This window comes from Clostridium merdae, assembly GCF_900176635.1.
Taxonomy (GTDB): Bacteria; Bacillota; Clostridia; order Oscillospirales; family Acutalibacteraceae; genus Faecalispora; species Faecalispora merdae.
In genome coordinates, this window is sequence record NZ_FXLN01000004.1 from 1,350,188 (window position 1) to 1,373,373 (window position 23,186).

General features: G+C 47.6%; 21 protein-coding genes and 1 other annotated feature. Of the genes, 1 reads left to right on the plus strand and 20 read right to left on the minus strand.

Annotated elements, in window-relative coordinates; all coding sequences use genetic code 11:
• Window positions 1-91 precede the first annotated feature (91 nt).
• The 8 genes from CAN90_RS13845 to CAN90_RS12185 form a co-directional block, all read right to left on the minus strand.
• Window positions 92-397 carry a hypothetical protein gene (locus CAN90_RS13845; protein ID WP_242953647.1) on the minus strand — a complete coding sequence of 102 codons (306 nt, stop codon included), beginning with the start codon at window positions 395-397 and terminating at the stop codon, window positions 92-94.
• Window positions 398-403: 6 nt separating this feature from the next.
• Window positions 404-1,267, minus strand: a complete 864-nt coding sequence (gene rsmA / locus CAN90_RS12150) for a 16S rRNA (adenine(1518)-N(6)/adenine(1519)-N(6))-dimethyltransferase RsmA (RefSeq protein ID WP_085834077.1) — start codon at window positions 1,265-1,267, stop codon at window positions 404-406.
• Window positions 1,268-1,320: 53 nt separating this feature from the next.
• On the minus strand, window positions 1,321-1,998 hold the full coding sequence (locus CAN90_RS12155; RefSeq protein WP_085834078.1) for a Crp/Fnr family transcriptional regulator: 678 nt from the start codon (window positions 1,996-1,998) through the stop codon (window positions 1,321-1,323).
• A gap of 913 nt (window positions 1,999-2,911) precedes the next feature.
• Window positions 2,912-3,226, minus strand: a complete 315-nt coding sequence (locus tag CAN90_RS12165) for an AzlD domain-containing protein (RefSeq protein WP_085834080.1) — start codon at window positions 3,224-3,226, stop codon at window positions 2,912-2,914.
• On the minus strand, window positions 3,223-3,993 hold the full coding sequence (locus tag CAN90_RS12170; protein ID WP_085834081.1) for an AzlC family ABC transporter permease: 771 nt from the start codon (window positions 3,991-3,993) through the stop codon (window positions 3,223-3,225). The genes CAN90_RS12165 and CAN90_RS12170 overlap by 4 nt, the downstream gene beginning before the upstream one ends.
• Window positions 3,974-5,047 carry a 3-isopropylmalate dehydrogenase gene (gene leuB / locus CAN90_RS12175; RefSeq protein ID WP_085834082.1) on the minus strand — a complete coding sequence of 358 codons (1,074 nt, stop codon included), beginning with the start codon at window positions 5,045-5,047 and terminating at the stop codon, window positions 3,974-3,976. The genes CAN90_RS12170 and leuB overlap by 20 nt, the downstream gene beginning before the upstream one ends.
• An 86-nt stretch (window positions 5,048-5,133) precedes the next feature.
• Window positions 5,134-6,837, minus strand: a complete 1,704-nt coding sequence (gene leuA, locus CAN90_RS12180) for a 2-isopropylmalate synthase (protein WP_085834083.1) — start codon at window positions 6,835-6,837, stop codon at window positions 5,134-5,136.
• A 109-nt stretch (window positions 6,838-6,946) separates the two neighbouring features.
• Window positions 6,947-7,200: a binding site (T-box leader), on the minus strand.
• Between the two features lie 61 nt (window positions 7,201-7,261).
• Window positions 7,262-7,966, minus strand: a complete 705-nt coding sequence (locus tag CAN90_RS12185; RefSeq protein ID WP_085834084.1) for a histidine phosphatase family protein — start codon at window positions 7,964-7,966, stop codon at window positions 7,262-7,264.
• A gap of 119 nt (window positions 7,967-8,085) precedes the next feature.
• Here CAN90_RS12185 and CAN90_RS12190 point away from each other — a divergent pair, with 119 nt between their 5' ends.
• Complete coding sequence (locus tag CAN90_RS12190; RefSeq protein WP_085834085.1) at window positions 8,086-8,790, plus strand: helix-turn-helix domain-containing protein; 705 nt, start codon at window positions 8,086-8,088, stop codon at window positions 8,788-8,790.
• 560 nt (window positions 8,791-9,350) lie between these two features.
• Here the strand turns inward: CAN90_RS12190 and CAN90_RS12195 are convergent.
• From CAN90_RS12195 to CAN90_RS12250, 12 genes are all read right to left on the minus strand, one after another.
• A complete protein-coding gene (locus CAN90_RS12195) occupies window positions 9,351-10,034 on the minus strand; it encodes a D-lyxose/D-mannose family sugar isomerase (RefSeq protein ID WP_085834086.1) in 684 nt (227 codons plus the stop codon).
• A 2-nt stretch (window positions 10,035-10,036) separates the two neighbouring features.
• On the minus strand, window positions 10,037-10,999 hold the full coding sequence (locus tag CAN90_RS12200) for a carbohydrate kinase family protein (RefSeq protein WP_085834087.1): 963 nt from the start codon (window positions 10,997-10,999) through the stop codon (window positions 10,037-10,039).
• A gap of 424 nt (window positions 11,000-11,423) precedes the next feature.
• Complete coding sequence (locus CAN90_RS12205; protein WP_085834088.1) at window positions 11,424-12,539, minus strand: substrate-binding domain-containing protein; 1,116 nt, start codon at window positions 12,537-12,539, stop codon at window positions 11,424-11,426.
• A gap of 56 nt (window positions 12,540-12,595) precedes the next feature.
• Window positions 12,596-13,843, minus strand: a complete 1,248-nt coding sequence (locus CAN90_RS12210) for a sugar ABC transporter permease (protein WP_085834089.1) — start codon at window positions 13,841-13,843, stop codon at window positions 12,596-12,598.
• A complete protein-coding gene (locus CAN90_RS12215; RefSeq protein WP_085834090.1) occupies window positions 13,830-15,407 on the minus strand; it encodes a sugar ABC transporter ATP-binding protein in 1,578 nt (525 codons plus the stop codon). The genes CAN90_RS12210 and CAN90_RS12215 overlap by 14 nt, the downstream gene beginning before the upstream one ends.
• A 39-nt stretch (window positions 15,408-15,446) precedes the next feature.
• Entirely contained in the window at window positions 15,447-16,280 is an 834-nt protein-coding gene (locus CAN90_RS12220) for a Cof-type HAD-IIB family hydrolase (RefSeq protein WP_085834091.1), read from the minus strand.
• A complete protein-coding gene (locus tag CAN90_RS12225) occupies window positions 16,277-17,503 on the minus strand; it encodes an ROK family transcriptional regulator (protein WP_085834092.1) in 1,227 nt (408 codons plus the stop codon). The genes CAN90_RS12220 and CAN90_RS12225 overlap by 4 nt, the downstream gene beginning before the upstream one ends.
• 347 nt (window positions 17,504-17,850) lie before the next feature.
• Window positions 17,851-18,066, minus strand: a complete 216-nt coding sequence (locus tag CAN90_RS12230) for a hypothetical protein (protein WP_085834093.1) — start codon at window positions 18,064-18,066, stop codon at window positions 17,851-17,853.
• Window positions 18,067-18,111: 45 nt separating this feature from the next.
• Window positions 18,112-19,383 carry a glycoside hydrolase family 3 protein gene (locus tag CAN90_RS12235; RefSeq protein ID WP_242953648.1) on the minus strand — a complete coding sequence of 424 codons (1,272 nt, stop codon included), beginning with the start codon at window positions 19,381-19,383 and terminating at the stop codon, window positions 18,112-18,114.
• Window positions 19,380-20,804: a glycogen synthase GlgA gene (gene glgA / locus CAN90_RS12240; protein WP_085834094.1), complete on the minus strand. Its 1,425-nt coding sequence runs from the start codon at window positions 20,802-20,804 to the stop codon at window positions 19,380-19,382. Before glgA ends, CAN90_RS12235 begins: the two co-directional genes overlap by 4 nt.
• Window positions 20,805-20,822: 18 nt before the next feature.
• On the minus strand, window positions 20,823-21,938 hold the full coding sequence (glgD, locus tag CAN90_RS12245; protein ID WP_085834095.1) for a glucose-1-phosphate adenylyltransferase subunit GlgD: 1,116 nt from the start codon (window positions 21,936-21,938) through the stop codon (window positions 20,823-20,825).
• On the minus strand, window positions 21,938-23,149 hold the full coding sequence (locus tag CAN90_RS12250) for a glucose-1-phosphate adenylyltransferase (RefSeq protein WP_085834096.1): 1,212 nt from the start codon (window positions 23,147-23,149) through the stop codon (window positions 21,938-21,940). Before CAN90_RS12250 ends, glgD begins: the two co-directional genes overlap by 1 nt.
• Between the last annotated feature and the right edge of the window lie 37 nt (window positions 23,150-23,186).

Below are 23,186 nucleotides of genomic sequence, written 5' to 3' on the forward strand. Positions count from 1 at the left end.
CTGAAAAACCGGCGGGAATCATTCCTGCCGGTTTTGCCCAATATCAATCATACTGCCCCTCTTCTAAGTCGCTTAAAAGGGGTTCGTTGGGTTAGGTTATTGGAGGCTTCTCTTCATTGGAAGCTTTTTTGCTTTCCACAGGGGATTGCTGTACTTCTGGTAACGCTTGCTCTTTGATCGTAACAGCCATTTCCGGCTGTTCTATAAACACTTCATCCGGTTCATTCCAGCTCTGCAACGCAAAGAACATACCGGCAAGCGCCACAAAAGATGCTGTTACCCCACAGGCAATGGACCAGCTGCGAATATCCAGCGGACCAAGAACCATCGCACCCAAGGCAAGCAGTAACCCAAACGCAAAAAAGAATTTTGCAATTTTTTCATCTGTGTTTAGCACTCAGAATCACTCCTTTTGTGAATTCAGGCAAGCAAACAAATCCGCAAAATTTTGCATGGTAAGCTGTTCGGCACGAACACGGCGGTCAAGCCCCGCGGCATCGAGCGCAGTGCCAACCGTTTCTTTTGGCAGAGATAAGCCGGCCGAAACGGAGTTGAGCATGGTTTTTCTTCTTTGACCAAATGCCGCACGTATCAATTTAAAAAAGCCAGCTTCATCTTCTACTTTTACAGCCGGCTCTTTGCGTAGGGTAAGGCGAATAACGGAGGAATCCACATTGGGAGCTGGCATAAAGCTGCCACGAGATACCTCAAATAAAATCTCTGGCTCTGCGTAATAATGCACTGCAATCGTAACTGCGCCGCACTCGCGCGTGCCCGGCTTTGCGCAAATGCGCCTTGCGGCTTCCTTTTGTACCATGACGGTTAAGGCGGTTATATCGAGCCGCTCTTCCAAAAATCGCATGATAACTGGTGAAGTGATATAGTAGGGAAGATTCGCACAGACCGACACCGGCATACCTGCAAATTCACGCTCCAGCAGCTCCTTAATATCGAGCTTTAGCACATCTTCATTCACAATGGTTACATTATCATAATCCGCCAGCGTTTCTTCCAATACTGGCAGCAAACGGCGGTCAAGCTCAACAGAAACCACCTTCTGCGCACTCTCCGCAAGCTCACGCGTTAGCACTCCAATACCGGGGCCAACCTCTAACACACCGCTCTCTGGTGAAGCACCGCTTTCTTCCGCCATGCGCGGACAAACCATGGGGTTAATGAGAAAATTTTGACCCAAGGCCTTGCTAAAATGAAACCCATGGCGACCTAATATCTCTTTGATTGTAGAAATGTTGGATAAACTGTTCATGAAACCTCCGCTATTTTATGGCCCTTAGACCATGTGATGGTCATTGCTGTATGTTAGTCTGCGTGCTTGTCCGTAGATAAAATAAATTGGTTGCGATGAAAACGTATGATGTTCTCTTTTTGCATGCGCCCCAACTCTTTGGAAAGCGCACTGCGGTTTACACATAAAAAATCGGCAAGCTCTTCGCGTGAAAATGGAATTACGGGAGAATACGTACCCTGCCGCTGTGCCTGCTCGCCAAGGTAAGCCATCACCTTTTCGCGCGTCGTCTTTTGTGATAGGATTTCCATTTTTCGATTTAAGTACACATTTTTTTCAGCAAGCAGCTGCATCATGTTACGCAGCAACGTAGAGTGGTGCCCACACATAGCTGGGCATGGCGTAAGTAGCCGCTCCGCAGAAAGCCGCATTACCTTGCAGTCTGTACTGGCTATAACGGAAACCGGGCTTTGGCGCACCTGTGCACACGCCAAAGATTCCCCAAAAATATCTCCCGCACTAAGCTCTGTAACAATCGAACGATTGCCGAACAAATCTTCTTTCACCACTTGCACTCGGCCTTTTAATACAACGCCAATCCACTCTACCGGGTCACCTGCCAGCAAGATAACTTCATTTTTCATACATTCCCGAACACCGTTGGTCAAGCACGAGACAATTGCTTCTCGGTCGCTTTCCTCTATTCCCCGGAACAAAGCGGTATTTTGTAAGATGGAATATTCCGTGCTCATTGCTTTGCTCCTTTCTTAATTCTAGTAAATGGAGTTTTAATAATGTAATAATTGATTTAAAATGCAAGATATTTTAGCGGCCAGTGCCGCAGAAAAATTCTTGTTTCTTTTCATTCGCCCGCAGAGACATGTTATTCAGCTTGGATTTTATACTATTCACAAGCGGCAAAGCAACACCTTACGCACAAACTGCAACTCACAGGCTTGTTTCTGTGCGGAAATAAGATGCAGAGCGGGAGCTCACTCGGATTCCAAAGGCAGAGCCTTTGGTCGTTGAGAGGGGATTCAAGGGGAGAGAATCGATACTCTCCCCTTGAAAGGCCTTTGCCTACTTTCACCCTTTCGTGAAAGTAGGTGCCCGCCCCGGCATGAGGGGCAAGCGCTGCGCCAGCAGAAGCCTTGCGCCCGAGCGCAATATTATTAATTCTAACAAAGCAATAACTTTCTAAGTTGAAAAGGTAGCTTAACACAAGCACGAAAGAAAATTTCAAAGCGGCTAGTGCCGCAGGGAATTTCTTCTTTCTTTTGATTCGCCCCTCAAGCCGGGGCAGGCTCACCTTTTCTCGATGAGGAGAAAAGGCGGAAAGACTCACCAAAGGCTCCGCCTTTGGAATCCATTTGGGGAACGCCCCCAAGCCGTATAACAAAAGCTACTGTAAAGGCGCTCCATTAAAAATGCCCACTCTCATAACCATAATAAAGAAGCAAATAGCGATTTCGTCAGTCGGCGGTCATTTTTAGAGCGCTCTCGTCCGCTCGCAGAGACATGTTATTCAGCTTTTTTATACTATAAAATATTAATAATATATTCTACCATATAACTCAAGAAAACAAAAGCGCAGTTTCCTTCAAGTGCATATAAAGAAAAAGGCTTCTGCTGGTTGCAGAAGCCTTTTTCCAATCATATCTAAAATTATAGCAATAAAAACTGCTGTGTAAGCAGTGCTGCCGCTGCTGCCCCCAGTGCAACCACCAAAAGTCCTTTGCCGCGAAACGCGAGAATAAGTGCTACCATAAGTCCTGCTACGGAAGCCGCCATACCACCTGCCGAATATAAAATCTGCGGAAAGGTCATCGCAGAGAGCACCGCATATGGAACATAAGCTAGAAAGGAGCGTAAAAAGCGATTTTCAAGCCTTTGCCGAAAAACCACCATTGGCAGCATCCGTATCAAATACGTTACCCCTGCCATCAGCAAAACACAGGAGATTACATAAGCCGTATTCATTGTGCACCCTCGCTTTCCGGGCAGCTTACCGGGTAACGCTGTGCGGTAAACGTACAGGCAATGAGCGTGCATAAAATGGTAGCCCAACCGGAGGAAAGACCATGGAACAAAGGAATATAGCGGAATATGCAGCTTAAAGCGGCAGAGAGCACCACCACCGTTGCCACTGGGCGCGACACCCGCACCGGAGGTATAATGATTGCAATAAACATCCCATAAATCATAATTCCAAGGGCAGTTCGAAAGCTCTCTGGAAGAAATCCTGTTGCGGCCGCTCCTAAAAAGGTACCCATCGTCCAACCCACAAGCGGTGTGGTAATTAATCCGGAAAGATACCGTGCCCCCACCATTCCCGGCTGCTGAATGGCTACGGCGAAAATCTCATCTGTAATTCCAAACGAAAGCACAAGCCGCTGAAGTGTGGTCATCCCACTATCTATCTTTTGCGAAAGGGACAGTGACATTAAAAAATACCGCAGGTTAATTACCAAGGTAGTAATGGCAATTTCAAGGTATCTCGCGCCATGCAGAATCAGGTCAAACCCTGCAAACTGCCCAGCGGAGGTTACATTGGTAATGGAAATAAAGATTGCAACCCAAATCGGCATCCCGCTTTGAGCCACTGTCATCCCGAATGCGAACGATACCGAAAGGTACCCAAGACAAATTGGCAGGCCGTCTTTCAGCCCCCTCTGAAAGCTAAGATCCGGCAATTCCGGATTCTCTTCCCCAAAGCCTACCTCTTTCTCACAGCAGTTCGCAGACAAGCGTTCCCATCTCCTCGCAGCTTACGGTTTTCAGCCCTTCTTCCTTTAAATCCGAGGTGCGGGCTTGGCGCAGGGCGGCGTCTACCGCCGCCTCAATGGCGGAGGCGGCCTGCGGCTGATGGAGGGAATAGCGGAGCATCATCGCCACAGAAAGAATGGTTGCCAGAGGGTTTGCGATTCCCTGACCGGCTATATCCGGCGCCGAACCGTGTATTGGCTCATACATACCCGGATTTTCCGCTCCCAAGCTGGCGGAGGCGAGCATTCCAATGGAGCCGCTAATCATAGAAGCTTCATCAGACAGAATATCGCCAAACAGATTAGAGGTCACGATGACATCGAACTGGCCGGGATTACGCACCAGCTGCATCGCGCAGTTATCCACATACATATGGCTAAGCGCTACGTCCGGGTATTCCTCTTCACCGATTCGAGTCACTATTTTGCGCCAAAGTCGGGAGGAATCGAGCACGTTTGCTTTATCTACACTGCACAGGCGGCTATTTCTCTTGCGAGCCATATCGAAGCCCACACGGGCAATGCGCTCAATTTCAGGAACACTGTACATTTCGGTATCGTAGGCAGCCTCTGCCCCATTTACCTGCTTTGTTCCACGCTCCCCGAAATAGATACCACCCGTGAGCTCACGCACAACCATAATATCAAGTGAAGAACCAATGATGTCTGGCCGAATGGGGGATGCTCCCCGAAGCGGCTCAAAAATAACCGCGGGGCGCAGGTTCGCAAACAGACCAAGCGCCTTGCGAATTCCCAAAAGTCCTGTCTCCGGCCGCTGGTTGCCGGGCAGTACATCCCACTTTGGGCCTCCCACCGCGCCGAGCAGAACGGCATCGGAAGCTTTGCAGGTATCAATCGTCTCCTGCGGCAAAGCTGTTCCCACTGCATCGATGGCGCAGCCACCAAGCAGTGCAGGCGTATATGCTACGGTAAATCCAAATTTTTGTGCAGCACAATCCAACACCCGTTGTGCCTGCTCCACGATTTCTGGCCCGATTCCGTCACCCTTGAGTACGGCAATGCGATAATTTTGCATCTGTGTTCCTCCTTAACGCTTCCATTCTTTTTACTATGAGAACATGCTGTGTTCCCCTGCATAGCACAGGGGAACCAAACGTTTCTTTAGAAGTTATTGCTGGCAGTCGAAAGCTGCGCACGGTTAATGGCACAAACAATACCTTTAATGGATGCCAGACTGATGTTATTGTCCAGACCGACACCGAACACGGTTTTGTAATCGGGTGTTGTCATTTGAATATAAGACAGCGCCTTGGAGTCTGCGCCCTTGGAGACCGCATGCTCATGGTACGATACAAAGCGGTAGTTCTGAATGCCAACGCCACCCAGAGCTTTAAAGAACGCATCGATGGGTCCGTTACCTACGCCGCTAATTTTATGGTCTTCGTGGTGGAAGCGCAGAACACCCTCAAAGTGAACGATGGTCTCACCGTCGGCTTCATTTTCTTCATACAGCCGGTAGCTTTTGAGGTTGTAGGGATAGCGAATCTGAATATATTCCTTCTGGAACAAATCGTAAATCTCTTGTGGCTGAAGCTCGCGGCCGAGGTTGTCGCAAGCGGTTTGCACCACCATACCAAATTCGGGGTACATTTCTTTTGGCAGGTTGTAGCCAAACATCTGCTGCATAATAAATGCCGCACCGCCCTTGCCAGACTGGCTGTTGATGCGAATAATCGGTTCGTACTCGCGTCCCACGTCTGCGGGGTCGATAGGCAGGTAAGGAACCTGCCACAACGGCGAGCGGCTCTTCTCCATATAATCCACACCTTTTTTGATGGCATCCTGGTGCGAGCCCGAGAACGCCGTAAACACCAGCTCACCCGCATAGGGGTGCCTTTCGTGAACCACCATTTTGGTGCAGCTTTCGTACACCTTGCGGATTTCATTCATTTTAGAGAAATCGAGCTGTGGGTCAATGCCCTGCGTATACATGTTCATGGCAACCACCATAATATCTGCATTGCCGGTACGCTCGCCGTTGCCAAAGATGGTTCCTTCTACACGCTCAGCGCCCGCCATCATTCCCAGCTCGGTAGCTGCGACCGCACAGCCACGGTCGTTATGGGGATGAATGCTGATAATCGCTCGGTCTCGCCCTTTCATATTCCGGCAAAAATATTCAATTTGGTCTGCATAGCAATTGGGGGTGCTCCCCTCTACGGTGTTGGGCAAGTTGAGAATCACTTTATTCTCTGGTGTGGCATTGAGCTCATCGAGCACCCGCTCACAAATACGGATGGCGTTATCCATCTCCGTGCCGGTAAAGCTCTCCGGTGAGTATTCAAAGCGAACGTTTGCGCCGCTCCTTTTCACTTCTTCTTCCGTCAGCTCACGAACCAGCTTCGCACCATTGACCGCAATGTCAATAATCCCATCCATATCCGTGTTAAAAACAACCTTGCGCTGTAAGGTAGATGTGGAGTTGTAAAGATGGATAATCACATTTTTTGCCCCTGAGATTGCCTCAAAGGTCTTGTGAATTAAATGTGGGCGAGCTTGCACCAAAACCTGTATGGTAACATCGTCCGGAATTCGATTCTGGTCAATTAAGGCACGCAGCATCTCGTATTCCGTTTCTGAAGCGGAGGGAAAGCCCACTTCAATCTCTTTAAAGCCAATATCTACAAGGGTTTGGAAGAACAAGAGCTTTTCATCCAAATTCATGGGAGTTACCAGTGCCTGGTTGCCGTCGCGTAGGTCTACGCTGCACCATACGGGCGCTTTGCGGATGGTGTTTTCGGGCCATTGACGATCTGGCAGATGAACCGGCTGAAAGGGGATATACTTTTGAAAGCCTGTTACCATAATTGATCTCTCCTTTTAAACATGAATCTAATTACTTCACCATTTGCTGAATTCCCCATTGTAAATTGGCATAATAACAAAAAAAGCCCCTGACTCAGCTAAGTGCTGAGTCAGGGGCGAATTTGTGTAAGACAAACCCGCGGTACCACCCTGATTCGGTAATCTGCTTTCGCAGAACACCCTTAAAAAGCCTCTAACAAGGCTCCGGCTGTTAACGCTGCCTATTGCGTCCGGCCTTACAAAACGTTCTTCAGGCCGGCGACTCCGGGATGAGCTATTCACACTGGGCTCCGCACCGGCTCGCACCAACCGCCGGCTCTCTGACTGCATTGCCAAATGTCTTATTCCCTTCAAAGTCTTTGGGGGACCAAATGGTCTATGAAATTGATACTATTATATGAGTAGGTTTTCGATTTGTCAACCATTAATTTTCGGAATGCTCTTCTTTGCCATAGGCACGGTTTGCCGCTTCTCTCGCCAAATCGATAACCGTATGCTCCCGAAGAGTGCCCTGCTCACCATTGGGAATAGTAGCGATAACCTCTGCTACCATAGAGCGCATCCATAGCCCGGGAGTAATGCGCAGGGTGTAGCCGCAACCCGGTTCAGTCATCCACTCATAAGCAGAAGCACGGGGTAAGCCATAGGCAGAAAGCAGTGCCATCATAACACCACCGTGCATAACTACCGCAGCGCTTGTCGTGCCTGAGCTAAGCAGTTCCTCCACCAACTTTTCAAACGCGGTGCAAACACGCGATATAAATGCTTTGCTGTCTTCTCCGTTAGGGGGTGCCGCCTGCTGGCCGCTCTCAATCCAGCGCAGGAACTCGGGGTCGTTTTCCAGCTCCTTGGCTGTTTTGCCCTCCCAATCGCCAAAATCGCACTCGCGAAGATCCTCAATCAGATTAGGTTGCGTCTCTGGGTATATAATCTGCATGGTCTGCACACAGCGCGCAAGAGGGCTGCTGTAATATGCCTGAACAGCGGGGTAATCCTGCTGCTCTTTCATTTGCATTAATTGCTCAATCCCCTGCTCCGAAAGGGGGGAATCGGTACGCCCTACATACTGGCCAAGGGCATTTGCCTCGGTAACTCCATGGCGAATTACGTGGATTAGATATGACTTCATAAGATATTGCTCCTTTTTTACTTCTTGCTACGACATCTAGCGGTTTACAATCCGTTGTATTTGTTATATACTTTACAATACGTTAAAGAGATACAAATTTCGACGGGGGTTTTCCGGCAATGAACAGTAATTTTTCCAGAATCATGACTTTACTGCGGAAAGAGCAGGGATATAGTCAAAAAAAGGTAGCGGAAGAGCTTGGCGTTTCGCAGGCTCTGCTTTCTCACTACGAAAAAGGCATTCGCGAATGCGGGCTTGATTTTGTAGTGCGAGCCGCCGATTTTTACAATGTGTCCTGCGATTATCTCTTGGGGCGCACCCCAGACCGCAGCGGGGCAACCCTTACCGTAGAGGATATCCCCGAGCCGGATACTGTTGGAAAAGAAAATGTAATGAAAGGCAGCTTACTGCCGGTACTCAATAAAAAGCTGCTTGCAAACTCGTTGAATATTATCTTCAGCCAGCTACAAAAATGTGGAAACAAGGCACTTACTACTGAGATTTCTGCCTGTTTGACACTTGCTGTTTATAAAGCATTTCGTATTATTTATTCGGCAAACCCCAAAAATCCACAAGGCATGTTTGTAGCGCCACACGGTTTAGACAAAGGACTTTCCGACGCGGCACTCTCCATTGCACAGGCAAACGCAGAATATGTTGCAAGTGGTGAAGATTTGGAGCAGGAAAAAGGGTTAAAAAAGGAACAAGCTCCTTTGCTCTCTCCGGAATTACTTCAAGAACAATACCCGCTGTTTGCCGGTTCTCTATTCCATTTGGTACAAAGTGCTGAATCCCGCATGGGACTAAGGCATTTGGATAAATAGTATGTAACATAAAGCCTAGAAAACAATACATATCTAGTATTGAGGAGAAGCAGCGTTACTTTCTTAAGTCGTTGCTTCTTCTTTTTTTAGTCTCTTTTCGGTTGTCTAACCTCAATATTTGAGGATGCTCCTTAAAGCCATTTTTCTAACGACCTGAATTTCCAAAGAATATGTTTTAGATAAACACCATGGTTATTATTCTTAAAAGGAAATCCTTTTTGGGGGTTATTAACACTGTAACTGAATTATGTGAACAAGTCAATACTAGACAATGAAATACAAAAGCGCGGGGGTCTTTACAAGTTACAGCATACCTCATTATACACTTCCTTATCATACAGATGCAACTGATTCATACGACACTACTATTCGAGCCATAGCTTTATACGGCACGGCATAAAATGCAACAACATTATTCCTTAAGAATTACAGCTGTAATTCTTAAGGAATAATAGAAATAAGAAAGCCTGGTTTTAACTTACCACGAGGTAAGTTAAAACCAGGCTTTTGTATTTATGATTACTATAAAATACCATTCGCCGCTCATTTCCCAATACAAATTACGACTTCGGGTACTCGTTGCAGAGCAAACGGTAGGGTAGCTCATCTTCCTCAATAGTGGGGAATCGGCCAATCGGTTCTAAGAAACGGTTATCGGTATTGTCGTCGTTACATTGGCTTACTTCGCCCAACAGCACCGGCCCTGTATCTTCCTCTACGGTAAAATCATGGTACAAATACGGCTGTATGCTAATGCTCTCACCCGGTATTAAGCGCACCTGTGTTCCTGCGGGAACCGTAAATACTCGGCCATCCATATGAACACAAACCTCCCCCGCCTCGTCCAGTTCTTCACTGGGAGTGGAGTTGTACACGCGAATCAGCACATTGCCGCCACCGCGATTGATTATGTCTTCCATCTTACTCCGGTGGAAGTGCATCGGCGAGTATTGGCCCTCGCGTAAATAGAGCAGCTTTTCGGCATAGGTCTTGGCATATTGCTCTTTTTTTGCTAAGTTTCCGTTTCGAATGGTAATCAGTGAAAATCCGACTCTGTTAAAGTCGCCCAAACCGTAGTCTGTGATATCCCAGCCCAGCATATTATCGCGTATTTCGTCATACTCACTGCCCTTGGTTTTCCAGTCCTGCGGTGTAAAGGAACAGAAGGGCGGCAGAGCAAAGCGGTATTCCTTTACGAACGCCTCCATTTCTGCCAGCGCCTTGTTAATCTCACTGCGTTTCATCGTCATCCCTCTTTTCGGTTCAAAAAATCTGTAACCATATGAATTGTGGGCATTGCAGGGATTCCCCCGCGCTTTTGAACACACAGTGTGGCAACCGCATTGGCAAACTCCGTAAACTGTTGGAGTTGCTCTTCATGAAGCTCATTGGGGCGAAGCCCGCTTACCGCAAGCTGATAAAGAAAACCACCCCAGAAAGCATCCCCTGCTCCTGTGGTATCTACCACTGGAACATCGGGAACAGAAACAAGAGCAGATGCGCCTTTCACTGCGGTATAAGCACCATCGCTGCCAAGTGTTACTACCGCACAAGAAATTCCCTTTTGAAAAAGATGGCTGGCGGCAGCTTCGGGAGAGGATTCTCCTGTAATCATACCGACTTCTTCATCACTAATTTTCACAATGTCTGCATATTGAAGAACACTTTGCATTACCTCTGCGGCTTCCTTTTCGCTGTTCCACAATGGAGCACGATAGTTGGGGTCATAAGAAATAATCGCCCCTGCCTTCTTCGCAGATTTCACCGCTTCTATTGTGGCAGAACGCGAAGGCTCGTTCGTAAGGGAGAGGGAACCGAAATGAAAAATTTTACACGCTTCTGTTAGCTCACGATTTACTTCACTTGCTAACAGACACGTATCTGCTCCCGGCTTTCGTGCAAAAGAAAATTTACGCTCGCCTGTTTCAGACAGTTCCACAAAGGCAAGGGTTGTAAACACATCCTCTGCGCTAATTAATCCGGACGTATCAACGCCCTTTTCTTCCAGCACCTTGCGCAGAAACTCGCCGTGCATATCTTTACCCACTTTACCAATAAACGATGTTTTCAGGCCTAAGTTCGAGGCAGCACACAATACGTTCGCAGGCGCTCCGCCCGGATTTTGCTCAAATAGGCGTGTACCGTTCTCACTTATGCCATGGTATGTAAAATCAATCAGCAGCTCACCCAATGCGACGATATCGAACATTCAATCACTCCCGAAATAATTATAGTCGAGCTAATCTAAAATGACAGCAGGCACTTTGCAGCACCAAAATATTGCACTATAAATCCAAATTTAAAACCTGCTTTCATCGCTCGAAACAACCATTTTTGCGATAACTTCCGGCAAGCTTCATGAATATGAATCACCATTTTATACTGTTGTCTTATTTTACCACAAAAGAAGTATAAATTTCAATTCTACACCCTTTTTACTTAAGGAGTACAAGTGTCGTGTTTTTGTAACACTCGTTTAGAATCATTATGAATCAAAATTCTTCTCTGAAATATGTGCTTCTATGAATTGGACGGCAAAGGAATCATCCCTCACCGTCCCTTCACAAAAGAGAAAACAGTATTTCTAATTGGAATAGAAAGTCATGAAGATATTTCTCTTATTTTGTACTTTTTTACTTCAGAAGTGCCATGCGTCCGGCATCATTTGCAAATGCCTCTTTTGCATTTTCTTTTGTAACTACAACAGGTGCGAGCTCATACACACCAACATCCTTTTTGCCGTTATTTACGGTTGTATCAGGAGCGAGCATTCCCTTACCTGCCTGCAAGCCTTTAATGATCTCAACTGTTTTCCCTACCAGAACATCGGTGGGCTTGGCAACAGTGGAATACTGTTTGCCAGACCAAATCCACTGAACGGACTCATTTTCTGCATCAAGACCTGAAACAACGGGGATTTTCTGCCCGGCCTGCTCGGAAGCGGTAATAATCGCACGGGCAATGCCATCGTTGGGAGAAAGAACACCGTGGATTTCTTTGCCAGAGTAGAAACCGGAAAGCAGGGAATCCATACGAGCCTGCGCTTTCGAATTATCCCAATCCATAGTAGCGCACTGCGTAAAGTCTTTCTGGCCGGAGACAACCACTAAGGTACCATCATCAATTTTGGGCTGGAGCACTTTCATCGCGCCCTTAAAGAAGTTCGGGGCGTTGGGGTCAGCAGGGCCGCCGCCAAACAGTTCAATGTTATAGGGGCCTTTGCCCTTTTGAGCAGCTAAGCCATCCAGTAAAGCCTGACCTTGCAGCTCACCGGTTTTGATACTGCCAAACTGTACGACTCCGTCGACACCGGTTGTGTTTTCCAGCAGACGATCGTAGCCAATTACACTAATGCCGGCTGCGCTTGCTTCTTCCAAAACTGCACCAAGCTGAGAACCGTCGACGGGGCCAACAACAATTACCTTGGCGCCGTTCTGAATCATCGACTCAATTTGCTGTTGCTGCTGGGGAACCTTATTGTCGGCATGCTGAACAATTGCCTTAAATCCAGCAGCCTCCAATTGCTCCTTAAACATTTTATCCGCTTCTGCCCAGTTTTGCGTTCCAAGCCAAGGCAGTGCTACGCCGATGGTTGCATCGGCTGCAAAACCCTTTTCACCGGAAGCTGCAGCGGACGGTGCTGCGGGTGCCGCAGAGCTGGTGTTGGAGGCTGTGCCGCCACAGCCGGTGAGTGCTGCCATAATAAAGGATGCCACGAGGAACAGGGATAAGCTTTTTTTCTTTTTCATACTAACCTCCTGTTTTAAGTCCTTCGACTAATATGTAAGGCCCGGCCATCAGTCTCTTAAGAACTGCTATCAGCAGGGTTACCTTCTTTGGGGGTGCTTTCCTTTGTAGGGAACAGCCTTCCAATAATAGACGCGCGGCCCTGTTGCTTATTGAAAACATCAAATGCAACTGCGGCAAGCAGAACAAGACCTTTAATCACCTGTGTGCGGTCCGCACCAATTCCCATCAGCATCAACCCGGAGTTGAGAACTGCCATCACCAAACCGCCAACCATCGTTGCCATAATGGTACCCACACCACCGGAAACAGCCGCACCGCCAATAAAGACCGATGCAATGGCATCCAGTTCCCATCCGGTTCCATCAGACGGGCCAGCCGCAGTGGAGCGGCCTACAAACATAATTCCTGCCAATGCAGCCAGCATAGACATATTGAGCATTGTTAGAAAATAGGTTTTGGGGACATTCACGCCGGAGAGAGCCGCCGAGCTTTTGTTACCGCCAACCGCATAAATGTGGCGACCAAAGCGGGTACGCTCCGTAATGATGTGGTAAATAATGACCAGAATCACAAGGATTAAGCCCGGTACGGGGAACGATGTGCCGGGACGCCCTGTGCCGAAAATCCATGTTAAGTAACCAATTACAATGCCGACGAGGCAAATGCGAACCACCACCGGCCACAGCTCCTCTGATTTTCCGGTAAGTTTCGATAAGCGGTCACGCTTGCGAAGCTCCATAAAAGCATAAGCAGCAACGGCAAGGATTCCGAGTAGCAATGTGGAATTGTTCATTCCCGTAAAAGCAGGACCCCAATCGGGCAAATATCCCGCGCCGATTACTTTTAGTTCTGCCGGAGCCGGTACGGAAATCGACTTTGAAATCCAGATCACGCCACCGCGAAAAATCATCATACCGCCCAGTGTGGTAATAAAACCGGGAATTCCAAGCTTTGAGAGCCAGAATCCCTGCCACGCACCAATTGCAGCACCTATTGCCAAGCTGAGCAGTACCGCGGCCCACCACGGCAATCCCAAATCCCGCGCTGTGAGTGCCATCACCATACCGCAAAAACCGGCTACCGAACCCACAGACAAATCAATTTGCCCAATGACAATGACCATTAGCATTCCAATCGCCAGTACCAATACATAAGCGTTTCCAGAGATTAAGTTTTGAAAGTTGGAAGACGTAATCATTCTCCCGCCGGAAGTAATATTAAAGATAAGGGTAAGTGCCACTAAAGCAATTACCATGCTGTACTGCCGCAGACCGCCGCCAAATACTTTCTTAACATGTTTCATAGATTCTACTGTCCTTTCCTGCGTTCAATTCCGACCCAGAGGTACTCGTCATCATCCTCATCAGGTTTTCCTGATTCGCCTCCGCTCGGTCTAGCACGCCCGTGATGCTTCCCTCAAAAATGGTGTAGATTCTGTCGGATATTCCAAGCAGTTCAGGCAGCTCCGAAGAAATTATAATGACTGCCTTCCCCTCATCCGCAAGCTTATGAATCAGGCGGTAGATTTCGTACTTTGCGCCAACATCAATTCCGCGAGTGGGTTCATCCAAAATTAAAACATCCGGCTCGGTAAACATCCACTTGCCAAGAACAACCTTTTGTTGATTTCCACCGGATAACGTGCTAACGCCGCTGTTGACACTGTACGTTTTAATATTCAGAGAGTGGCGGTATTTTTCTGCCACCTGAAATTCTTTGTCTAAATTTAAAAGGTGTCCTTGCAATATACCTTTTAAATTCGCAGAAACAATCGTGCTCCGAATACTGTCGAGCAGATTGAGCCCTAAGTTCTTCCGGTCTTCTGGAACATATGCGATGCCCTGACGGATGGCGGAGGCAACCGAGGGAACGTGAATTTCTTTCCCTCTAATTTTAATCGTACCGCCAAGGTACACCCCATAGTTGCGCCCAAATATAGAACGCATCAGTTCGGTTCTTCCCGCACCCATAAGCCCTGCAAAACCGACGATTTCTCCTGCTCGAACGAAGAAGCTGGAGTTTTTGCAAGCCTGACACCCCGGAATATTCGGGTGGTCGACCGTCCAGTCCGACACCTCGAAGATAACCTCCCCGGGATGTGACTCGTGCTCAGGATAGCGGTTTTCAATGGAGCGCCCCACCATAGAGCGAATGATACGGTCTTCATCCACATGACCCGCCTCTACCGCGTAGGTTTCAACCGTTCGTCCGTCTCGAATAACGGTAACAGCGTCCGAAATTTCTGCAATCTCGTTGAGCTTGTGCGAAATCATAATGCAGGTGATGTCCTTGCTTTTTAAACCCCGCATGAGATTAAATAAGTTCTCCGAATCCGCTTCATTGAGCGCGGAGGTTGGTTCATCCAAAATCAAAAGCTTTACATTTTTAGAAAGAGCTTTGGCAATTTCAATCAGTTGCTGCTGCCCTACCCCTAAATGCTTAATGAGAGTGTCCGGCTCCACTGACAGCCCCACTCGTTCCAGCAGCTCTACGGTGCGGTGCCGTGCCGTGTTCCAATCAATCAGCCCATGCTTAACAATCTCATTTCCCATGAAGATGTTTTCGGTAATGGAAAGCTCCGGAATCATTGTCAGCTCTTGGTGAATAATTGCGATGCCGGCATTCTCAGATTCTTTAATGTCCTTGAAAGCAACTTCATTGCCCATGAAAATAATCTTACCTTCATAGGAGCCGTGGGGATAAACACCGGACAGAACTTTCATTAACGTTGATTTTCCCGCGCCATTTTCACCGCAAATTGCGTGAACGTCACCTCTATGTACCTCGAGCGTCACATTGTCGAGCGCACGCACGCCCGGGAAGAGCTTGGTAATACCTTGCATCTGTAGGATTAAAGGATGTTCCATGACCACACTCCCTATACGCTTGCATGGTGCAAGCAAATATCATATGTGTTTTTTTGCAAAGTTCAACTGTTTTAGTCCCTCAAGCACTCCTTCATGGTCGTTATCGAACGTTACATTTTGTGCTTGCCTTTTTACTTCTTCCGGTGCGTTACCCATTGCAAAAGAAGTACCGGTTGCAAGAAGCATATCTAAATCATTGAAATTGTCGCCAAAGGACACGGCCGTTTCAATGGGAACCCCGTAGTAATCACAAAGGCACGTTACTGCTCTTGATTTTAAGACCGCTCCATTCATGATTTCTAAATACGTATTCTTAGAGCGGTAAACGGAAAGACCAGAAAACTCTTTTATTAGTGCATGGCCGAGGTCTTCAATCTCACTCGCTTCCCCCATACACAAAAGCTTATGTACTTGCCCCGCTTGCGGAACAAATTCGGGAATTTTTCCTTCTTTCGGAACACAAGACGTAATGCTCTGTTCCTGCACCATCCATTTATCCTGAATATTGTCTGAAAACCAGTGATTGTAGAAATACGTACTGCAGCAAACCTGCTGGTAGTTTTTCTTTACAAAGTCATCGATTTGAATGGCTTTTTCCCGGTCAATGCCAAGTGTATGGATAAGCTCTCCGTGCTCATCCAGAATTAGCGCACCGCTGTAACAAACAATGGGTGCCCGAATCCCCAACTCGCGCTGCACAGAGAAAATCGCCGAAGGCATTCGAGCCGAAATTAGGATAAAAGGAATACCGATGGAATCAAGTTCCTGTATTTTCTCTTTGGTACCCGACGAGATACAATGGTTGGAATCTAATAGCGTTCCGTCAATATCGCAGAAGACTATTTGATATTGCATTGTTTCGGGATGAATCAATTCTCTTGCTCCTTTCTTCCAGCTTCCGAAAACCGGCTTGGAAGTTGCAGAACCTTATCCGTTGCTGTGGCGGCAGCACCATACAGCGTTGGGTCCACCTTAAGGTCAGAAATTTGAATTCGAACCTTCGTGTGCAGCTCGGGAATAACGCGCTGCCTTACCACTTCCTGTACAATCGGCAGAAGTAAATCTCCACCCTTTGAAACAGCGTCGCCTATAATAATAATGTCTGGGTTATAGGCATTAATCAGTGTGACACAGCCGTAACCGATATACTCTGCGGTTTCGCGGACAATATCCAGCGCGATTCTATTACCGCCGCGAGCTGCCTCAAAAAGAGAAAGGCAGGCATCACTGCACTTTGGATTATCACTGGGAAGGCACTCGGGTAACCGCTCTCGTATTTTCTTTAAGATAGCGGATGCCGAACAATACATTTCCAAACAACCATAGTTTCCGCATTCGCAGCGCGGGCCGTGAACGTCTATGCTGATATGCCCGGTTTCACATGCGGTGCCCTGCACGCCCAGAAAAAGGCGGCCGCGTTCAATGATTCCGGCACCGACACCATCACCTACCAAAAAATAAGCCAGTGTGTGCAGTGGCTGGGTGTGCCCTCCAAACAACCACTCCGCCAGCGCACCTGCGTTGGCATCGTGCTCAATAAAAACGGGTTTATGAAACTCTTCTTTAAATTCTTCTATAAAATTAATCGTGTGCCAAACAGACATTTGCGTAACAACTGCAATGCGTCCTTCTTCTCTTAGGTAGGGCCCCGGAACCGCAAGACCAATGGAAACGACATTTTCATATTTGTTCAGCATCTCGTGTATTTGCTTTTTCATGGCAGAAAGAACCTTTTGGGGCTCTTCATCGAGAGGATACTTGGTTTCGGTGTGGGTATATATTTTACCTGAAATATCGAACACGCCAACCGCAAACATCTGTCTTGCAAATTTCACTCCAATAATTTGGTGCTTATCTGCATTGAGGCGAAGCCCAATGGAACGGCGATTGTCGCTGCCCGTAATAATTCCCACTTCGACTACAGTACCCATCTCCATCATTGAGGCTACTATTTTGGTAATAGCCGCTTGTGAAAGGCCCGTTTGCCTGGCAATATCTGCCCGGGAACACACCTCCTGCTGCTGTAATATTTTCACAACAGCGGAGCGATTCATTTCAATCAAGTCACTATTATTTTTACCGATTGCTCCTGTCATTTTAGCTTGCCATCCTTTTCTTGCTTCAGTGAGTTCACGGAGTTAATTCATTTACTCTGTTAATATACTAATCCCAAATCACAATAATGTCAACTATTTTTTACTAAAGTTTAATATTTTTGTGCCAATAGAACAGTTTGTTAAATCTGTATCTCTTATTGCAAGCTTTATCCTCGCGCAACCAACTCAAAAGTTAAGCAAATCTTCAATGAAATTTTAGTCAGCAAAAAATCCCCAAGGGAAAACCCTTGGGGATTAGCATATGAATGCTTCTGCTAGTTATTATACAAATAGTACAGTTTAAAATTATTACAAAAAATATATACTCTCAGTATTGCTAATTTCGATTATTGCTCTTCATTCAATTTTTGGAACAAAACATGCTTCTCTTTTAACGAGATTTTCCCAACCTGATAGCCATAGTCTTTCGCTTCCTTTTTATAATTCAAAAAGGAATGGTCAATTTCAAAGCCGAGAACCTCTTTAATTTCATCAAAGCTGAGGCGAAATTGGCTGCGGTCATCTTCCTTCAAATGTTTCCACAAAGGGTCATACTTACTCATAAACACTCTCTTTTCCCTGCTATTCTTAAAAAGCTTACTAATGTTTTATTCGCTCAAAATTCCCATGGAATACTTCCATGCTAAAATGCGCAGCACACTTTCGTCGAGCCGCTCCTGTGTGATGGTCCCGTTCTGCACCGCGGCATACAGCGCTTCAAAATCTCCCGAAATATCAGTAGAGAGAAGCAAGTCGTTCCCTGCCGAAAAGGCGGCAGGTGCGGCACTTTTCTCCCCTGCTTTCTCACGCAAGCCTTGCATGGAGAGGTCGTCCGACATGACAACACCGGTAAAGCCTAGCTCCTCCCGCAAAATGCGGTGAACCTCTTTGGAAAGCGACGCCGGGTTTTCTCCATCCATTGCCGTTACAATATTGTGCGAAACCAGAACGCAGGGCGCGCCGGCCTCTATTCCCGCTTGGAAAGGCAGAAAATCGCTGTCGCGGAACGTTTTCATCTCTCGATTGTCCGTCACCACACCGGTGTGCGTATCCGGATTACTCCCGTACCCCGGAAAATGCTTAAGGGTACTGGAAAGCTTTTTGCTGTTCGCAGCTTCCACTACCGTTTTTACAAATTCGGCGGTACGTGTCCCGTTGCGCCCAAATGCTCGAGGAAACATGTAGGCGCTTTTCTCAAAGGTAACGTCTGCCACTGGGGCTAAATTCACATTGATACCATAAGAGAGCAATAAATCAGCTTTGTCGATGGTATCCTTACTCACACCGTCAAACCCGCCGTTTGCGAAAACCACCTGCGGGGAACGAAACTTTTTGGGTGCTAACACAGAGAACTGACTTATGCGCGTAACGGTGCCACCCTCCTCGTCAACTGCAAGCGCCATTTTCACCTTGCTGGCCTGCTGGTACCCTAGCAGCATATCACGTACCTGCTCCGGAGTTTTTTTCTCAAAGCTGTTTGCAGAGAGAAAAAAACCGCCCGGCTGGTAATTCGTTACCGTTTGCACGTCTCCGGTAGTGGGCGCATGGAATAAAAAGACTTGTCCCACTTTTTCTTTTACAGACATCCCCGCAAGAGCTTGCGATGCCTTGGGGTAAGCATCCTTAAAAATCCCTACCCCCTCAACCACAGGCGGAGTAACCTCTGAAGATGCCGAGGAGGATGCCTGCGACTGCGGAACCGATGACGACGCCACAGGTTTTGATACACTAGGGACTGGTGTTGTCACTTTAAACGGAGAAAAAGGCCCAAATAGGGCAAAAGCCCCTGCCCCTGCCAGCAGAAGACCTACCAGCAGAAGCACGGGAAAATTATTTCGTTTGTATTTGGAATATCGAGGTGTGTAATGCTTTCTACTCACTGTTTCAGCAGCTCCCTGTAAAGTCGAATGTATTCATTGGCTGAACGGCCCCAGCTGTTGTCGCATGCCATGGCACGGCGCACTAAAATATCCCAGCCCTCTTGATTCGCGTAGCCCTCCAGCGCGCGGTATAAGGCGTAAACCATATCGCCGCTGTCGTAGGTTTGGAATGTAAAGCCATTGCCCTCCCCATCGCCGCTGTCCTGGATGGAATCCTTGAGGCCACCGGTTTCACGCACCACGGGGATTGCCCCATAGCGCAGAGCAATCATTTGCGAAAGACCGCAAGGCTCGCTTTTGGACGGCATTAAGAAAATATCGCACCCGGCATATACACGGCGTGAAATCTCCGGCGCAAAGCCAATAAACGCACATACACGTCCGGGATAACGGCTCTGCATATCGCGGAAGAAACATTCATACTCGTATTCGCCAGTACCAAGCAACACAAACTGTGCGTTTGTTTCTTGCATAACGCGCTCAAACGAATCTCGTACCAAATCGAGCCCCTTTTGCGCCACAAGCCGTGTCACCATGGCAACGAGCGGTGCATCTGCATCCTGTGCAAGGCCAAGCTGTTCTTGCAGGGCACGCTTATTTTCCGCCTTGCCAACCGGGTCTTCCGCACTGAAAGGTGCGGCAAGTGTTGCGTCGTTCTCCGGGTCGTAATGTACATTGTCTATCCCATTTAGTATGCCGGAAAGCTTCCAGGAACGTGAATTTAAAATCCCCTCGAGCCCGTAAGCAAACCAAGAATCGAGTATCTCATTTGCGTAGGTAGGGCTAACGGTGGTTACCCAATTGGCGCACTCAATACCGCCTTTGAGCATATTGACACAATCATCGTATTCCAATAGCTGAGCAGCAGATTCCGGAACGCCCAGAACGTCACGAATCAGTTCCTTCCCGTATTTGCCCTGGTACTGAATATTATGGATGGTAATAATCGTCTTAATTCCCTCATACCAAGGATTATTTGCATAAAACAAACGAAAATACACGGGAACCATTGCCGTTTGCCAATCGTTGCTATGAATGATATCGGGTTTAAAATCAATAGCCGGCAGCATTTCCAGTGCCGCGCGCGATAAAAAGGCAAACCGCTCCGCATCATCGTAATGGCCGTATAAACCGGGGCGTTTAAAATAATATTGGTTGTCGATTAGGTAATAAATAACCCCGCCCGCTTTTGCCTCAAATACGCCGCAATACTGCCTACGCCATGCAACCGGAACCGAAAGGCTGGTAACAAAATGCATTTGGTCGCGCAGCTCCTGCGGAATATCATCGTATAGCGGCATTACCACACGGCAGCCGATGAGACGGCGGCGCAATGCTTGGGGCAAGGAACCTGCCACATCTCCCAAGCCACCGGTAGCGGCAAAGGGAAGAGCTTCACTGGTACAATATAATACTTTCATCACAACGCCTCCTGTCAATTATACGGTGCTTCCTTTACTAATGAATACGGGGTACGACTGGAATCCCATGAGAGAGCGTTCTTGCTTTATCTCAACATCTTTATCAATTACAACATAATTCAGGCGGCTGTCCCTCCCGATAATGCTGTCCTGCATAATCACACAATTTTCAAGCTTTGCGCCTTTGCCAACTTTTACGCCGCGGAACAGCACGCAATTATGAACCTCGCCGTCTACTTGGCAGCCATCTGCAATCAACGAATTTGACACATGGCAGCCAAGGCCATAGCGCGCGGGCATATCGTCGCGCACCTTGGTGTAAATGGGGCGGTCCGGGCAGAAAAGCTGCGAGCGCACCTGCGGCAGCATGAGTGCCATGTTAGCTTCAAAATAGGAATTCATGGAGGAAATCACCTGCATAAAGCCGGTAAACTCATAGGCATACACACGGTAATGCGGTATATTCCTTTGCAGTAAATCCCTTGGGAAGTCGTACAAGTTTCGGCTTACACAATCTTCTACCAGCTTCATCAGCAATTGGCGGCCGATAAGGATTATATTCATGCTGTAATTGCACTCACCCTCTACGTGTGGGTCTATGAGCATATCTCTCACGCGGAATTCGGGGTCAAGCTGCAACACGCCAACACTCGATATTTTAGGGGGAATCTTCCCGTAGCGATAAACGATTGTAATATCTGCCTGCTTTTCCATATGGGCTGCTATCACCTTTTTCAGGTCGATATTGGCAACTGTGTCGCAGTCACTGAGCAGAACATATTCCTCTTTTGAGCTGGAAAGAAAGCGAAATGCAGCCGTAAGCGAATCGATACGACTATTGGATATGGAGCTTTGCGCACCGAACGGCGGCAACATGTATAAGCCCTCACGTTTACGAGATAAATCCCACGCTTTACCAGAGCCAAGGTGATCCATGAGCGATTGGTAATTGCTTTTGGTCATCACACCCACTTTATTGATGCCACAGTTGACCATATTGGAAAGGGGGAAATCAATAAGCCGATACCGCCCGCCAAACGGAACAGAGGCCATTGCGCGTTTTTCAGTCAGTTCGCGCACTCTTTCTTCATGTACATTTGAAAACAATAACCCTACTACATTATTTCCGCGCATTATTTCGCCACCTCCTCCGCATCAATCATTGCCTTTGCGGGTACTATTTCTCCCGGATGAATCACACAATTTTCACCAACTACGGCTACTCCCCACTTGGTTTTGTCATCCATTTCTTCGGGTCTTGCCCCTACCACGGCACCTTTACCGATTACGGCATTTTCAGAAACAATTGCGTATTGCACTACGGCACCCTCTTCAATTCGGCTGCCCGGCATGATAATGGAATCTCGAACCACTGCACCCGGTGCAATATACGTTCCCGCGAACAAAACCGTAAAATCCACCTCACCGTATACATTGCAGCCCTCCGCGATTAATGAGTTCTGCACGCTTGCCTCCGGCGCCAGATAATGCGGCGGCATCACCGGGTTACGGGAATAAATTCGCCAAGAAGGTTCTCCCAAATCCAGTTCTGTGTGTGGGTTGAGCAAATCCATGTTGGACTCCCACAGGCTTTCTATGGTACCAACATCCTTCCAGTAACCGGTAAACTCATAGGCGTACATTCTCTCACCGGCCTCTAGCATCGCCGGCAGCAAATCCTTACCAAAATCGTTGGAGGATTTCGCCTCGGCTTCATCGAGCTCCAAATACTTTCTTAGCTTGTTCCAAGAGAAAACGTAAATGCCCATGGAAGCTTTATTGCTTTTCGGCTTTTTCGGCTTTTCATCAAACTCATAAATGGAGCCATCTTCCCTTGTATTGAGAATTCCAAAACGAGAGGCCTCTTCCCACGGCACCTCAAACTGCGCGATGGTGCAGTCTGCTTCCTTTTCCTTATGGTAAGCAATCATTTTAGAGTAATCCATTTTGTAGATATGGTCGCCAGAGAGAATCACAACGTAATCAGGATGGTACCTTTCAATAAACGGAATGTTCTGGTAGATTGCATTCGCCGTTCCCTTGTACCAGTCTGCTTTACGCCCACGCTGATACGGTGCAAGCATATGAACTCCAGCATCCATACTGTCTAAATCCCACGGCTGGCCGCTGCCTATGTAGTCATTGAGTACCAAAGGCTGGTACTGCGTAAGCACGCCCACTGTTTCAATACCGGAGTTGACACAGTTGGAAAGCGGAAAATCGATGATACGGTATTTGCCACCATAAGGTACCGCTGGCTTCGCTAGATTTTTGGTCAGCACCCCCAGGCGGCTACCTTGCCCGCCCGCCAGCAGCATAGCCACTACTTCTTGTTTTGGCAACATCGTTATTTACCTCCTTGGCTTGTATTTAAAAGAGCCG